This is a genomic window from Pseudomonas sp. CGJS7 (assembly GCF_036961695.1).
Genome location: NZ_JBAMDI010000104.1, coordinates 1 through 15,068, shown reverse-complemented (window position 1 = coordinate 15,068; position 15,068 = coordinate 1). Strand labels below are relative to the sequence as shown.

Here is a 15,068-nt window from a genome sequence, read left to right as displayed (position 1 = left end):
TCCTGGGGGATGGCGTTCTTGGAGGACGACGTTCCTGGGGGATGACGTTCCTGCCGGGAACGCGCGCGCAAGGTTCGCTCGCGCCTACACCCTACCCGGCCACCACCACTGCCCCAGCTTCCACCCCAGCACGATCGCCAGCAACCCCAACCCGACATGCGCGGCGACGGTCAGCAACAACCAGTCGTAACGCGCCGCGCGCAGCAGCGCCAGCAGATCCACGCCGAACGCCGAGAACGTGGTCAGGCCGCCAAGCACGCCGGTCAGCAGCACCGCGCGCCAGAAATCGGCGTCCTCGCGTCCGCCCAGCCAGACCAGCAGCAAACCCGCGCACAGGCAGCCGACGATGTTGACGCACAGGGTCGAGGCCGCCGGCCACGGCGCCGGCGCGCGCGGCAGCAGCAGGTTGGCGCCGTGGCGCAGCAGCGTGCCGATCGCACCGCCCAGGCCGACCGCGAGCAATTGCATCCACGTCGAACTCATTCCTGCACCTCGCTACCCTCGCCACGCGCCTGCGCCCGCTGCGCCCGCAACCGATTCAACTTCTCGCCGAGCTTGATCTCCAGCCCGCGCTCGACCGGCTGGTAATACACCCGCTCGCCCATCGCATCGGGAAACCCGGTCTGATCCAGGGCGATGCCGCCGGCCGCGTCGTGGTCGTACTGATAGCCCTTGGCGTAACCCAATTGCTTCATCAGCTTGGTCGGCGCGTTGCGCAGATGCAGCGGCACGTCCTGGGTGCCGTACTGGCCGACATCGGCCTTGGCCGCGTTGAAGGCGGCATAAGCGGCGTTGGATTTGGCGGTGCTGGCCAGATAGATCACCACCTGCGCCAGCGCCAGATCGCCCTCGGGGCTGCCGAGCCGGTCGTAGGTCTCCCAGGCGTCGACCGCCATCTGCAGCGCGCGCGGGTCGGCCAGGCCGATGTCCTCCACCGCCATCCGGGTCAGCCGGCGCGCCAGATAGTGCGGGTCGCAGCCGCCGTCGAGCATGCGCGCGAACCAGTACAGCGCCGCATCGGGATTGGAGCTGCGCACGGATTTGTGCAGCGCCGAGATCTGGTCGTAGAACTGCTCGCCGCCCTTGTCGAAACGGCGGGTGCGGTCGGCCAGCACCTGGGCCAAGGTCGCCGCGGTGATCCGCCCGTCCTCATCGGCGGCCAGTTCGGCGGCGATTTCCAGCAAGGTCAGCGCGCGGCGGACGTCGCCGTCGGCGGCGGTGGCGATCTGCAACAGCAGTTCGTCCTCGACCTGGATGTTCTGCTCGCCCAGGCCGCGCTCGGTGTCTTGCAGCGCGAACCGCAGGGTCTGGCGGATGTCTTCCGGCGAGACCGCCTCCATCACGTGCACCCGGCAGCGCGATAACAACGCCGAATTGAGTTCGAACGACGGGTTCTCGGTGGTGGCGCCGACGAACACGATGGTGCCGCGCTCGATATGCGGCAGGAACGCGTCCTGCTGGGTCTTGTTGAAGCGGTGCACCTCATCGACGAACAACACCGTGCGGCGGCCGTCGGCGAAACGGTGCGCGGCCTCGGCCAGCACCTGCCGCACCTCGGGCAAACCCGACAGCACCGCCGAGATCGCCTTGAACTCGGCATCGGCGTAGCGCGCCAGCAGCAGCGCCAGGGTGGTCTTGCCGCAGCCCGGCGGGCCCCACAGGATCATCGAATGCACGCGTCCGGATTCCACCGCCCGGCGCAGCGCCGAGCCGGGCGCCAGCAGCCGGCGCTGGCCGACCATTTCGTCGATGCTGCGCGGCCGCATGCGCTCGGCCAGCGGCCGCAGGCCTTCGCGGTCGACGCTGAGCAAGTCGGGAGAGTCCTGGGCGGACGGGGCGTTTCGACGGGCCACTGAGGCGCTGAATCCAGGCGGGGTATCGGCCACACGATACCAAGATCGCGCCCGCGCCGAGCCGTGGCGAGGGTTAAACCCTTGATTCGCTGGACTTCGCAAACCTGGCCGATGGCAGCCGCCGCGCCGGATCGCGGGCGCCGCCGCTCAGGCCGGAACGTCCTGCGCCGACTCCACCCCGCGCACATAGCGGGTACGCGAGATCTCGCGCTGGCTGCCGTCTCTGAAGGTCAGTTCGATCCGGCGCAAATCGCCGTCGAGCAAGCCCTCGCGCAAACGCCCTTCCAGCCACAGGCGACGGCGCGGGGTTTCCTCGATCAGCTCCAGCAAACGGCCGTCGCCGCCGGGCGCCAAGTCGGTGCCATCGCGGTCCAGACAGCGTAGATATCGCGTCGCTCCGGCGTCCGGGTCTTCGAACGATTCGACATTGAGCGCGCCGTCCGGCCAGAAGCGCAGGCGCCGCTTGCCCTGCTCGGCCGCTTCGATCCGCAGGTTCAGGCCGCCGTCGCGGTCGAAGAACTCGCACAACAGTTCCTCGCCGCGCAGATGCAGGTCTTGCTGCTGGACCGACCCGTCGGCGGAGAAACGCTGACCGAGCCCGTGCCGCTCCCACAAGGCGCGCTGGTTCTGATGCACGCGCAGGCGCCCGGCTTCGAAATCCATCGAGGCGCTGGTCAGGCTGGCGAAATGCAGCCATTGCCGGGCATGCCGGCCATAACCGCCGCGTTCGCTTTCCACGGTGCCGCGGTCGTCGCTGAACCAGACCACGTCGCATTGCCCTTCCGGGGTTTCCAGCAGGTTCGGCCCGACCGGGAAGCCGTCCTTGAAGCGCAGCCGATGCCAGCCCTCGCGCGCCCGCACATGCGCCACGCCGCGCTCGGGCACGCCGTCGATGGGCTCGATCCGGAAATACTCGTGCGGCGCCTGCACGATCGCGCCGTGCATGCGGCAGGCGATGCCGTGATTGAGCGCGAAGAACGCCTGCTGCGCCGCCTCGAAGCGCTCGGCGTGGTCGGCGAACAACCGCTCGGGCCATTCGTCGCGGCGGCGCGCCTGTTCGAACTGCGGCCGCAGCTCCGCCCACGCCTGGTGGGCGAGCTGCACGAACGGCAAGGCCTCCTGCAACTGCGGATGCGCGGCGATGAACTCGGGCACCTGTTCGAACGCCGGCAGGCTCAGCCCCTGGTTGAACAGGTACTGGGTAAAGCCGCCGTTGCTGACTTCGCCGTTGAACACGTCCCAGTACCAGGCCGCGCGCGGCAGCGGCGGCAACTGCGCCGCCCGTTCAGGGTCGACCGTGTCGATCAAGGCTGAATTGAAGTAAGGCGCGGCTTCCAGCAAACCGGACCAATCGATGCGCGGCAGGTTCATCCGCCCGAGTCTAGAGGAAGCCGGTGTCCGGATGCGCTCGATGCCGGCACCGGGATCGCGGCGGCCTGAGACGGCGTCCGGCCGGGCCGGAGCTTGAACAGGTCCATCCCAGGGCCAGCCCTAGCTGTGCGCTGGCGCAAAAACACACTGTAATCGCGGTCATCCCCTGGTCGAGATTTACGTCATGTATCCCGACGGCATACGCCCGAATCGCCCGCTGCTTCCGCCGCAGACCAATACCGAACAAAACGCCGCCGCTCCGCAAGCGGCGGCCAAGCCCGACGCCGCCGCACCGGCCGCGCAATCGCCGGAAGCGGCCAAGGTGGCCGAGGCCGGCCGCAACTACCAGCAGGCGCAGGACAACCTCGACGGTTTCAACCGCGTCTTCACCAGCCAGCAGGTCAAGAACGATCCGGAGCTGCAGCAGACCCGCTCGGGTTACGAGCAGCAAATCGACAAGACCCGCGGCGAGCTCAAGCAAGCGATAGACGCCGAGATCAAGGCCGGCTATCAGCGCGAGTTCGACGCCCGCCCGACCGGCGCGGTCTACGACAAGAGCACCATCGACCACTACGGCAAGGCCATCGCCGAGCGCTATGCCGACAATCCGCAGATGAAGGCCGACGTCGAAGCCGCCGTGCGCGAGCTGAAGATCGACTTCGAAGTGAACTCCACCCTCGATGTCGCCCGCGCCCTCAACGACCCGCGCAAGGCGCTGGCGTATGTGCGCGATGAGCTGCCGAAACTCTCGCCGGAAGCGCAGCAGCAACTGAGCGGCAACCAGGAACTGCGCGGCTGGAAGGAGCAAGTCGGCAAGAGCGACGGCGACGCGGTGGAACGCGCCTGGAAAGAGTACGAAGCCAGCGACCCGCAGCGTTCGGACTACCACGCCAAACGCGAAGCGCTGCGCACCGCCTTGGACGACCTGCGCGCCAACGGCGGCGATTCGGTCTATGCCGAGGCGGCGCTGAAGGCGCTCGGCGGCGGCAATCTCAAGGAGATCGTCAACAGCTTCTATCCGGAGATCCGCGGCGATAACCCGTACATCACTCCGGGCAATTTCGATTTCGTGAAGGAATACTTCGGCCCGCTGGCGCAGTTGGTGGCCACCGCCGATCGCGGCGGCGTGCTGCCCAGCGACATCAAGCAATCGCTGCTGGAAAGCGGCACCGCCGAACTGGCCCTGTTCCTGCGCTCGGCGCCGCAGACCGACGGCATGATCCGCGACGCGATGGGCAAACTGATCGACGGCCCGGCCGGCACGCCGCTGGGCAACTTCGCGATCCAGCAATTGATGGTCGGCATGGACCAGCACCCGCAGGTGCTGCAAGAACTGCTGGCCGATCCGAACGCGTTCAAGCAGTTGTTCAACCGCGACGTGCTCGGCCCCGATCGCGGCACCGATTACCAACAAGACCTGGCGCGCGCGCTGGGCGCGGCGCTCAAACCCGGCGCCGGCGATGCCTCCACCCAGCAAAAGGCCTGGACCGCGCTGATCCAGGCCGGCGGCGACAAGGGTTTCCGCAGCCTGGTCAACGACAACCCGGCGCTGGCCCAGTCGATGGCCGAGCAGTTCAAGAACTACCTGCCGTGGGCGGCGAACAAGCAGGCGCAGGAGTATTCGGACCAGTACCCGATTCCGCCCCTGCCCGCCGGCACCTTGGGCCTCAATCCGGAGCTGACGGTCGATCAACTGACCGATTTCATGGCCGTGCTCAACTCCGATCCGCAGGCGATGAAGACCTTGTTCAACGAAGCCGCGCGTCTGTTCAAGGAGGGCGGTCTGGCCTCGATCGACCCGGCGGCGCTGGCCGGCGGCAAGAAACTGGAACTGCAAGGCGCCCTGGCCAGCGACTTCGGCCTGTACTCGCTGGTCCTGGCCGGCGTCACCCGCGCCGACATCGACGAACGCGATCAACGCGACGCGATGGCCGACGCCTTGAAGACCATCGTCGTCGGTCTGGCCCTGGCCACCCTGCCGATCTCCGCCGGCGCGGGCATCACCATCGACGTGGCGCTGTCCAGCGAAACCACGCCGGCCTCGAAGAAACTGGTCGACCTGATCCAGAAAGCCACCAACGGCGAACAGATCGACAGCGAGGAGATCTACAAGGCCACGGTCGCGGCGGTGCGCGAGAGCGTGGAGCGCAAGCTCGAACAAACTGCGCCCAACCTCAGCGCCGATGAACGCAAGGCGCTGAGCAACGACATCATGAATCAGTTCGATTCGATCGCGCTGCGCGAGATCCTCGAAGAGCACTGGAAGGAAATCAACTGACCCGCGTCGATCGGCGACGGGTCAGTCGGTCGGTTCGACCACGTCCACTGAATCGCAGACGATCCAATGCTGGTACCAGGTCAGGGCCAGTTTCGGCGTTCTCTCGCCGAACGTCTGAACCGGTACCGCATTGACCCGCAGCAGACCGCTCAGCGCCCGTTCCAAGGCTTGGATGACCGCATCGGGACCGCGCGCCAGGGCGCCGTTGCCGGCCGCCAGCGCGCTTTCCAGGCGCTCGGGCGGATGGCACAGCACCGTGGCCGGATCGCGCCAGTGCTTGAGCACCGAAGCGATGGCCTTGTGCGCGGTGAAGTAAACCTCGGCGGCCGATTCCGGTACGGAGGAAAAGAACAACTGCGATTGCGAGCCGACGTGATCGAGCAACAGCGGATGTTCGCGTTCGCAGGCGATCGAACCGATTTCGCCGATCCGGCAATGGGCTTCGACCGGCCAGCGGCAATGCAGCTCGAACCGGCGCTGCCGGTAGTCGTGGGCGAACCGCAAGTCTTCCAGGCCTTCTATCAGGCGGGCCGGATCCGGCTCCTCGAACTCCACGGTGAGGATCAACCACTCATCGTGCGTCCATCGCATCGCGGTGCAACGCGCATCGATGTCTGCGTTGATCTTTTGCAGCAGTTCGGCGAGTTCCATGGCGGCACGGCCTTTATGTCGATCCTTCGAGGCTCGCATCATAGCCAGCCGCGGGCGAGCGGCCTCCCATACGCCGCGCACTGATGAAGCCCCTCTCCCGCTTGCGGGAGAGGGGTTGGGGTGAGGGCACGCGAAGTAGCAGCTTGCGTCGCCACTTAGAATTCGCGCGCCCTCATCCGCCCTGTCGGGCACCTTCTCCCGCAAGCGGGAGAAGGACATCATCGTCGCCGCCCGACCGGGCCATTCCCCATCGCGACGGCCACGCCCACAATCGCGCTCATTCGCCAATCCACGCGCAACCCAACCGCCCCCCATGTCCGCCACGCCCCTCACCCTCCGCCCCGCCCGCCCCGACGACCGCGCTGCAGTCCTGGCGATCCTCGCCGAAACCTTCGAAGACACCTGGCGCCCGCAGCTGACCGCCGCGGCCATCGACGCCTACCACCGCGACCGCATCGCCGAAACCTTCGTCGACACCAGCCTGGCCCGATTCGTCGTCGCCGAAATCGACGGCGCAGTCCTCGGCTTCGCCCATCGCGAAGAAGGCTTCGTCGACGCGCTGCACGTCGCCGCCGCCGGCCGCCGCCGCGGCATCGCCCGGGCGTTGATGGAGGCGCTGGAAGCGGCGATGCGCGCCGAAGGCCTGGCCCTGGCCAGCCTGGAAACCGACACCTTCAACAGCGCCAGCCAAGGCCTGTATCTGGCCCTGGGCTATCGCGAAGTCGCGCAGTACCCGGATGAGGAATGGAACAGCGGCCTGACCACGATCCGCTACGAAAAAGAACTTTGAGCCGGATCGCGAACCGCCACCGCCCACAACGAAAACGCGGGCCGTAGCCCGCGTCGTTTGTTCGCTGAAGCAGGCGCGGCGAAGCCGCTCAGCCCTCGCCGATCACGTCCACGCCCTTGCCCGGGCTGTACTTGAAGGTGGTCGCCGGGAAGCTGGGATTGCGCTTCCAGCCGCTGAAGCTGATCTCGGTCTTCTGGCCGAGCGCATCGACGATTTCCATCTTGGCCAGGCCACCGGCGTTGAAGCCGAGCTTGGCGTTGCGGAAGCTCGCATCGCCCTGGTTCTTCGGCTCCAGCGCCAGCCAGCTGAGGCCGCCAACCGTACCGGCGTCCTTGACCACGAACATCGCATCGAGCTTGCCCGGATCGATCAGCGCCGCCAGCGGGCTGTTCTGTTCTTCCACGCCCTGCGGACGCACGCTGACCTGCTGCAGGTCCGGCTCGTACACCCACACCTTCTTGCCGTCGGCGACGATCAACTGCGGGTACGGCTTGACGTATTCCCAGCGGAACAAGCGCGGCGCCGACAGCGCGACCTGGCCGGTGGAGGATTCCTTGAGCTTGCCGTTGGCGTCGTACACCTGCTGGGCGAACTGGCCGTCCAGGCCCTTCAGGCCCTTGGTGAAAGCGCCCAGATCGTCGCGGGCGCCGGCGGCGGCGGCGCCGGCGAACAAGGTCGCGGACAGCGACAACGCAATGGCGGCATGGCGGACGAGACGGTTCACGGCGAGCTCCTGATCAACGATGGCGGCAGTGTGCGCAGGCGATCCTGAACGCGGTATCGACGCCGGGCGGCAGGTATTTTGACCGCCGCGGGGACGAATATCACCACCGGCCGAGAAGCTGGGCCCCTGGCGCTTTCAGCTTGAAAGCCCGAGGGCTCGAACGGCGCCTGCTTCGCAACGAACGCTCGCGCACACCGCCGCGGTTACTTCGGCGGCGGCGGCGCCAACACGCTGCGGTCGCCGTTGTGCTCGGGCGGGGTCACGATTCCGGCCGCTTCCATCGCTTCGATCAAACGCGCGGCGCGGTTGTAGCCGATCTTCAAGCGCCGCTGCACGCCGGAAATCGACGCGCGCCGGGTCTCGGTGACGATGCGCACCGCTTCGTCGTACAGCGGATCGGATTCGTCGCCGCCGCTGCTGGCGGTTTCCGGCAGGCCGGTGGCGCCGACCACGGTGCCGTCGCCCATGGTCTGCACTTCGTCGAGCACGCCTTCGATGTAATCCGGGCGGCCGCCGATTTCCTTCAGATGCTCGACCACCCGATGCACTTCTTCGTCGGACACGAACGCGCCGTGCACGCGCTCGGGCATCGCCGTGCCCGGCGGCAGGTACAGCATGTCGCCGTGGCCCAGCAGGGTTTCGGCGCCGGACTGGTCGAGGATGGTGCGCGAGTCGATCTTGCTCGACACCTGGAAGGCGATACGGGTCGGGATATTGGCCTTGATCAAGCCGGTGATCACGTCCACCGACGGGCGCTGGGTGGCCAGGATCAAGTGGATACCGGCGGCGCGCGCCTTCTGCGCCAGACGGGCGATGAGTTCTTCGACCTTCTTGCCGACGATCATCATCATGTCGGCGAATTCGTCGATGAAGATGACGATGAACGGCAAGGTCTCCAGCTGACGCGGCGCCTCGTCCAAGTCCGGATTGGGCTTGAACAACGGGTCCATCATCGGCTGGCCGGCGTCCTCGGCGTCCTTCACCTTCTTGTTGAAGCCGGCCAGATTGCGCACGCCGACCATCGACATCAGCTTGTAGCGCCGCTCCATCTCGGCCACGCACCAGCGCAGGCCGTTGGCGGCTTCCTTCATGTCGGTCACGACCGGCGCGAGCAGGTGCGGAATGCCTTCGTACACCGACAATTCCAGCATCTTCGGGTCGATCATCAGCATCCGCAGTTCCTTCGCGGAGGCCTTGTACAGCAAGCTCAGCACCATCGCGTTGACCGCGACCGACTTGCCCGAACCGGTGGTGCCGGCGACAAGCAAATGCGGCATGCGCGCCAAGTCGGCCACAGTCGGCCGCCCGGCGATGTCCTTGCCCAGCGCCAGGGTCAGCGGGCTGCCGGACTTGTCGTATTCCTTCGAGCGCAGCAGCTCGGACAGGAAGATCATCTCGCGGGTGGTGTTGGGCGTTTCCAGGCCGATCACCGACTTGCCCGGGATCACGTCGACCACGCGCACCGACTTGACCGACAGGCCGCGGGCGATGTCCTTGTCGAGCGAGCTGATCTGGCTGACCTTCACGCCCGGCGCCGGCTGCACTTCGAAGCGGGTGATCACCGGGCCCGGATAGGCGCCCATCACCTGCGCGTCGATGCGGAAATCCTTGAGCTTGAACTCGATCTGCCGCGACAGGGTTTCCAGGGTTTCTTCGCTGTAGCCCTTGGGCTGCGGCTTGGGATCGTCCAGCAGCGCCAGCGGCGGCAGGCCGCTGCCGTCGCCGGTGTTGAACAGCGGAATCTGGGTTTCGCGCTTGGCCCGTTCGCTCTTTTCCACCACCGGCGCCGGCGGCGGTTCGATCTTGACCTTCTCGCGCTTGGCCCGCAGTTCGGTGTCGACCTTGCGCGCTTCCTCGCGCTCCTCGCGCATGACCTGGGTCTGGCGCCATTCGGTCGCCTGCTGGCTGCCGCGGCGGAACAGTTTGCTCAGCACCGGGCCCAGCGCCATCGTCCACTGGCCCAGCTTGTCCATCACCCAGAACCACGAAATGCCCGTGGCCAGGGTGAACGAGATCAACAGCAAAGCCAGCAGGAACAAGTTGCCGCCGACCGGCCCGAAGCCCGAATACAACGAGCGCCCGACCAGTTGGCCGAGGATGCCGCCGCTGCCGGCGGAGAAGTTTTCCGCCACGCCCATGCGCAATTGCAGCAGGCCGGTGGCCGAGACCAGGAATCCGACGATGCCGACCAGACGCAAGGCCGGGCCCAGATCCGCTTCGCCGTCGCCGTCGGTGTCCATGCCGAACAGCGCGATCCAGGCGATCGCGCCGAGCATCACCGGCAGCAGGAAGGCGACATAGCCGCACAGGTACAGCAGCACGTCGGCGATCCAGGCGCCGACGCGCCCGCCGAGGTTGTGCAAGGGCGCGGTGACTGAGCCGGAATGCGACCAACCGGGGTCGGTCGGAGAGAAGGTGACCAGGCTGGCCAGCAGGTACAGCAGCAGCGGGGCGATGACGATCAGGGAAATATCGCGCATCAGGCGCTGTCGCTTCGGCGACGGTGTGTTGACCGTCGCTTCGGTTGGCTTGACCTTCTTGCGACTGGCTGTGGGAGCTGACGCCACCGTGATGTGCTGCCTTAGGTTGCTACCGTTAGTCTTTGAATATACAGCGGAATCGGACGATTTGGGAAGAAAGTGACGAAACGCGGCGATTGCCGACGCGCCCGCCGCCGCCGGCGCAATCGCCCCGGATGCGCTGGCGCCGCTGCCAAGCCCTTGTTGCTTAAACGAAAAACGGGAGCGACCCGCGAACGGTAGCACTCAATGCCACCCGCCCGCGCGAACGCTCCCGCCCGACCGGCGAGCCGGGCCCGGTTCGACCGGATCCCGACTCCCCCATCCGCATTCCGGCTGTTACAGCTGCATGCCCTGCAGCGCCGGATGGATCAGCTTGCCGCCTTCGACGTTGATGCCGCGCACCAGCGCCGGGTTGTTGCGCCACTCGTTGCCGGCCGCCAGCTTGTTGACCCACGGCAGGATCGCCGCGCAGATCGCCTGCGAGGAGGTCTGCGGCACCGCGCCGGGCATGTTGGTCACGCAGAAGTGGGTCACGCCCTCTTCCACATAGGTCGGCTCCTTCCAGGTGGTCGGACGCGAGGTCTCGAAGCAGCCGCCCTGGTCGATGGAGATGTCCACCACCACGCTGCCGTCTTCCATGCCCTTGAGCATTTCGCGGGTCAGCACGTGCGGCGCGCGCGCGCCGGTGACCAGCACCGCGCCGATCACCAGGTCGGCCGAGGCCACTTCGCGGGCGACCACATCGACGTACGGGAACAACGCGGTGACGTTGTTGCCCAGGCGCATCATCTGATCCATGCGGTCCTGGCGCATTTCGAACACGGTGACGTTGGAACCGCCGGCCGCGGCCAACGCCGCCGACGCGCCGCCGGCCTGGCCCGCGCCGAACACCACCACCTTGCCGCGCTCGGTCGACGGCAGGCCGCCGAGCAGCTTGCCCTTGCCGCTCATGGGCTGGTGCAACAGGTGGGTGCCGACCTGCACGCCGATCTTGCCGGCGATGATCGACATCGGCGCCAGCAGCGGCAGATCGCCGTTGGGCAGCTCGACGGTTTCGAAGGCGACGCCGGTCAGGCCGATGTCGAGCAACTGCTTGGTCAGCACCGGCTCGGCGGCCAGATGCAGGTAGCAGAACAGCAGGTGATCCTTGCGCAGGTGCTGCAGGTCGCCGGCGATCGGCTCCTTGACCTTGACGATCAGCTCGCCCTTTTCGTACAGCGCGGCGGCGTCCGGCGCGATCTTCACGCCCAGACGGGTGTAGTCGCTGTCCTTGAAGCCGCTCTTGATGCCCGCGTCCTTTTCCAGCCAGACCTCGTGGCCGCGATTGACCAGATCGCCCGCCGCGGCGGGAACGAGCGCGACGCGCCCTTCGAGAGTCTTGGTTTCCTTCGGTACGCCGATACGCATTGCCATCTCCAGTGCGGCCCAGAAAAAACGCCGCTGATGCGGCGCCCCAAGCCATTAGTTGTCTTAGCGGTTGTCGTGTGGGTGGAGCTTGCGGTGAAGCGGTGTTGCTGAATCTGAAACCGGTCTCTGCGCGCGACACCGGGCATCGGATGCGTCGGCGCCGCGGGTGAAGCCAAGCCGGCACGGCCGCCTTTGTACGCCCGCGCGGGGCAAGACGCTAGCTGCGATTTGGCGGTTCGCCGGGCCATGCGACTCGACGCCACCGGCACACAACGTTGCATCCGCCCGCCACGCCTTGTTTTGCCAGGACCGCGCCTCCAAGCTATGTCTTGCTTCGGAATCCTCAACACGCCGGCGTATGGCCGAAACGAGCGATTCCTTCCGCGCCCAGCGCATTCCCAACAGGCCGCGATTATATACATGAGCCCTACCAAGCACTCCCGCGTCGTCATCCTCGGTTCCGGCCCGGCCGGTTGGACCGCCGCCGTTTATGCGGCTCGCGCGAACCTGAAGCCGCTGGTCATCACCGGCCTGCAACAAGGCGGTCAGCTGATGACCACCACCGAGGTCGACAACTGGCCCGGCGACGCGCACGGCCTGATGGGTCCGGACCTGATGGCGCGCATGCAGGCGCACGCCGAACGTTTCGATACCGAAGTCGTGTTCGACCACATCCACAGCGCCGATCTGTCCAAGCGTCCGTTCCGCCTGACCGGCGACAGCGGCGAATACACCGCCGACGCGCTGATCCTCGCCACCGGCGCGACCGCGAAGTACCTCGGCCTGCCGTCGGAAGAAGAATTCAAGGGCCGCGGCGTGTCCGCCTGCGCCACTTGCGACGGTTTCTTCTACAAGGATCAGGACGTGGCGGTGGTGGGCGGCGGCAACACCGCGGTCGAGGAAGCGCTGTATCTGTCCAACATCGCCCGCAAGGTCTATCTGGTCCATCGCCGCGACACCCTGCGCGCGGAGAAGATCATGCAGGACAAGCTGCAGGCCAAGATCCAGGCCGGCAAGATCGAGCCGGTCTGGCACCACACCGTCGACGAAGTGCTCGGCAACGACGCCGGCGTCACCGGTCTGCGGGTCAAGTCGGTGCAGGACGGCTCGACCAAGGAGCTGGCGATCCACGGCTTGTTCATCGCCATCGGCCACACCCCCAACACCAGCCTGTTCGAAGGCCAGTTGGAGATGAAGAACGGCTATCTGACCATTCAGACCGGCCTGGACGGCAACGCCACCCAGACCTCGGTGGCGGGCGTGTTCGCCGCCGGCGACGTCGCCGATCAGGTCTACCGTCAGGCCATCACCTCGGCCGGTTTCGGCTGCATGGCCGCGCTGGACGCGGAGAAATTCCTCGACAAGGACGCGTGATGGCGCAGGGCGCGGACGTTCCCAATCAGGACTCGCCCGCGCTCGCCGGCTCGCTGCGCTTCAGCAGCGAGCCCGGCGATCTGGATTTCGCCACGATCCACGATTTCATCGCTGGCCAGTCGTACTGGGCCGCCGGCATTCCCGCCGCGACCTTGCGTCGCGCGCTGGACAACTCGATCTGCTGCAGCGCCCACCTCGACGGCCGCATGGTCGCCTTCGCCCGCGCGGTCACCGATCAAGCGACCTTCGCCTATCTCGCCGATGTGTTCGTGGTGCCGGAGCAACGCGGCCGCGGCCTGGGCCGCGCGGTCGTCGCCGAATTGATGGCCGATCCGCGCCTGCAGGACCTGCGCCGCTGGCATTTGGTCACCCGCGACATGCAGCCCTTGTACGCCCAACTCGGTTTCACCGCGCTGAGCCAGCCTGAGCTGCACATGCAGAAGCACGATCCCGAGGTGTACAGCCGGCTCGCGCAAACGCCCGCGCACGACCTCGCGCCGACATCGCCGGAGCCCGCCGCGATCCCGTGAGCGCAACCAGCGATTCCCTGTCGATCCGCCTGCTCGGCTCGCTCGCGCAGATCGCGCCCGCGCAGTGGGACGCGCTGCACGACGGCGACAACCCGTTCGTCGCCCACGCCTTCCTGCACGGCCTGGAACAGCACGGCTGCCTGCGCGAAGACTGGGGCTGGACGCCGCATCATCTGACCGTGTGGGACGGCGACACGCCGATCGCGGCGATGCCGGCGTATCTGAAACAGAACTCGCACGGCGAGTTCGTGTTCGACCACGCCTGGGCCCACGCCTACGCCCAGCACGGACTCGACTACTTCCCCAAATGGCTGACCGCGGTGCCCTACTCGCCGGTCACCGGGCCGCGCCTGCTGGCGCGCACGGACGAACACCGCGCGCTGTTGGTCACGGCGATGGCTCAGCTGTGCGCCAAACAAGCGCTGTCGTCGGCGCATGTGAACTTTCATCGCGCCGATGAAGACGCGTGCTTCCACAGCGACGCCGCCGACGGCGAATGGCTGCAACGCATCGACGTGCAATACCACTGGCGCAACCCGCCCGACGCGCAAGGCGAGCGCTGGCAGGACTTCGACCAATTCCTGGCCGCGTTCGATCACAAGCACCGCAAGAACATCCGCCAGGAACGCGCCAAGGTCGCCCGCGCCGGCGTGGCGTTCCGGGTGGTCGAAGGCAGCGATGCCAGCGACGCCGATCTGGCGACCATGCACGGCTTCTACCGCAACACCTTCGCCGAATACGGCAACCACGCCGCACTGACCCTGGACTTCCTGCGCCACCTGGCGCGCGAGATGCCGCGCGCGCTGGTGATGTTCCTGGCCGAGCGCGAAGGCGAGCCGATCGCCGGCGCGCTGTGCCTGCGCGGCGGCGACACCTTGTACGGCCGCTACTGGGGCGCGCACGCCAACCTGCCGGGCCTGCATTTCGAAACCTGCTATTACCAGGGCATCGAATACTGCCTGCGCGAAGGCCTGCACGCGTTCGAACCGGGCGCCCAAGGCGAACACAAACTCGCCCGCGGCTTTCTGCCGACCCTGGTCCGCAGCCGGCACTGGATCGCCCACCCCAGCTTCCGCGACGCGCTGCGCCCGTGGTGTCGCGATGAGGCCGCCTCGGTGCGGGGTTATGCCCGGACGTTGGCGGGGCATACGCCGTTCAAGAGCGGGGATTGAAAAGCGGGGTTGGAAGTTCGGAGCGGAAAGAACGCGTTGTGTTGTGGTTGCATTCGCGAAGGCGGGTTCTGCATTAGGCTCCAACAGCTCCCCACCTCCCTGATCCCCGCCTTTCCCCGCCTTAAAAATGCGCCGCCTGCCGATCCTGCTCTCGCCCGATCCCGACGCCGAGTTTCCGTCCGGCGAACGCGCGCTTGCGCATCCGGACGGGTTGCTCGCGGTCGGCGGCGATCTCACGCCCCAGCGCTTGCTCAACGCTTACCGCCACGGCATTTTCCCCTGGCCCAGCGAAGGCTATCCGCTGCTGTGGTGGTGTCCGGACCCGCGCACGGTGTTCCGCACCGACGGCGTGCGCCTGGCTTCGAAGTTCCGCCGCGGTCTGCGCGGCTGCGATTG

At 67.0% G+C, this 15,068-nt stretch carries 12 protein-coding genes and 1 pseudogene; 6 read left to right on the top strand and 7 right to left on the bottom strand.

Translation table 11 applies throughout. The annotated features are described in order from the left end of the window. Positions 1–84 precede the first annotated feature (84 nt). The 3 genes from V7787_RS39455 to V7787_RS39445 form a co-directional block, all read right to left on the bottom strand. Complete coding sequence (locus V7787_RS39455; protein WP_336093061.1) at positions 85–483, bottom strand: fluoride efflux transporter FluC; 399 nt, start codon at positions 481–483, stop codon at positions 85–87. Beyond that, positions 480–1,766 carry a replication-associated recombination protein A gene (locus V7787_RS39450; RefSeq protein ID WP_336093080.1) on the bottom strand — a complete coding sequence of 429 codons (1,287 nt, stop codon included), beginning with the start codon at positions 1,764–1,766 and terminating at the stop codon, positions 480–482. The genes V7787_RS39455 and V7787_RS39450 overlap by 4 nt, the downstream gene beginning before the upstream one ends. A 234-nt stretch (positions 1,767–2,000) precedes the next feature. Further along, the gene (locus V7787_RS39445; RefSeq protein ID WP_336093059.1) at positions 2,001–3,224 is read right to left on the bottom strand and encodes a DMP19 family protein; all 1,224 of its coding nucleotides are present in this window, start codon (positions 3,222–3,224) and stop codon (positions 2,001–2,003) included. Positions 3,225–3,408: 184 nt separating this feature from the next. On the opposite strand from V7787_RS39445, the gene V7787_RS39440 reads away from it, so the two are divergent. After that, entirely contained in the window at positions 3,409–5,502 is a 2,094-nt protein-coding gene (locus tag V7787_RS39440) for a hypothetical protein (protein WP_336093058.1), read from the top strand. A gap of 21 nt (positions 5,503–5,523) precedes the next feature. Here the strand turns inward: V7787_RS39440 and V7787_RS39435 are convergent, their stop codons facing one another. Further along, positions 5,524–6,153 carry a hypothetical protein gene (locus V7787_RS39435; RefSeq protein ID WP_336093057.1) on the bottom strand — a complete coding sequence of 210 codons (630 nt, stop codon included), beginning with the start codon at positions 6,151–6,153 and terminating at the stop codon, positions 5,524–5,526. A 313-nt stretch (positions 6,154–6,466) separates the two neighbouring features. Between V7787_RS39435 and V7787_RS39430 the strand changes: the two genes are divergently transcribed. Further along, positions 6,467–6,943: a GNAT family N-acetyltransferase gene (locus V7787_RS39430; RefSeq protein WP_336093055.1), complete on the top strand. Its 477-nt coding sequence runs from the start codon at positions 6,467–6,469 to the stop codon at positions 6,941–6,943. 88 nt (positions 6,944–7,031) lie between these two features. Here V7787_RS39430 and lolA read toward each other — a convergent pair whose 3' ends face one another. The 3 genes from lolA to V7787_RS39415 all read right to left on the bottom strand — a co-directional run bounded on the left by lolA (position 7,032) and on the right by V7787_RS39415 (position 11,596). Then, complete coding sequence (gene lolA / locus V7787_RS39425; RefSeq protein WP_336093053.1) at positions 7,032–7,667, bottom strand: outer membrane lipoprotein chaperone LolA; 636 nt, start codon at positions 7,665–7,667, stop codon at positions 7,032–7,034. A 203-nt stretch (positions 7,668–7,870) separates the two neighbouring features. After that, positions 7,871–10,147: a DNA translocase FtsK gene (locus V7787_RS39420; protein ID WP_336093052.1), complete on the bottom strand. Its 2,277-nt coding sequence runs from the start codon at positions 10,145–10,147 to the stop codon at positions 7,871–7,873. A 378-nt stretch (positions 10,148–10,525) separates the two neighbouring features. Then, entirely contained in the window at positions 10,526–11,596 is a 1,071-nt protein-coding gene (locus tag V7787_RS39415; protein WP_336093050.1) for an alanine dehydrogenase, read from the bottom strand. Between the two features lie 420 nt (positions 11,597–12,016). Here V7787_RS39415 and trxB point away from each other — a divergent pair, with 420 nt between their 5' ends. The 4 genes and pseudogenes from trxB to V7787_RS39395 all read left to right on the top strand — a co-directional run. Then, positions 12,017–12,970 (top strand): thioredoxin-disulfide reductase, encoded by a 954-nt coding sequence (gene trxB, locus V7787_RS39410; protein ID WP_336093048.1) that lies wholly within the window; start codon positions 12,017–12,019, stop codon positions 12,968–12,970. Then, the gene (locus V7787_RS39405) at positions 12,970–13,500 is read left to right on the top strand and encodes a GNAT family N-acetyltransferase (RefSeq protein ID WP_336093046.1); all 531 of its coding nucleotides are present in this window, start codon (positions 12,970–12,972) and stop codon (positions 13,498–13,500) included. Before trxB ends, V7787_RS39405 begins: the two co-directional genes overlap by 1 nt. Then, the gene (locus V7787_RS39400) at positions 13,497–14,672 is read left to right on the top strand and encodes a GNAT family N-acetyltransferase (protein WP_336093044.1); all 1,176 of its coding nucleotides are present in this window, start codon (positions 13,497–13,499) and stop codon (positions 14,670–14,672) included. The genes V7787_RS39405 and V7787_RS39400 overlap by 4 nt, the downstream gene beginning before the upstream one ends. 127 nt (positions 14,673–14,799) lie before the next feature. Continuing rightward, positions 14,800–15,068, top strand: a pseudogene (locus tag V7787_RS39395) (leucyl/phenylalanyl-tRNA--protein transferase); the annotation flags it as partial.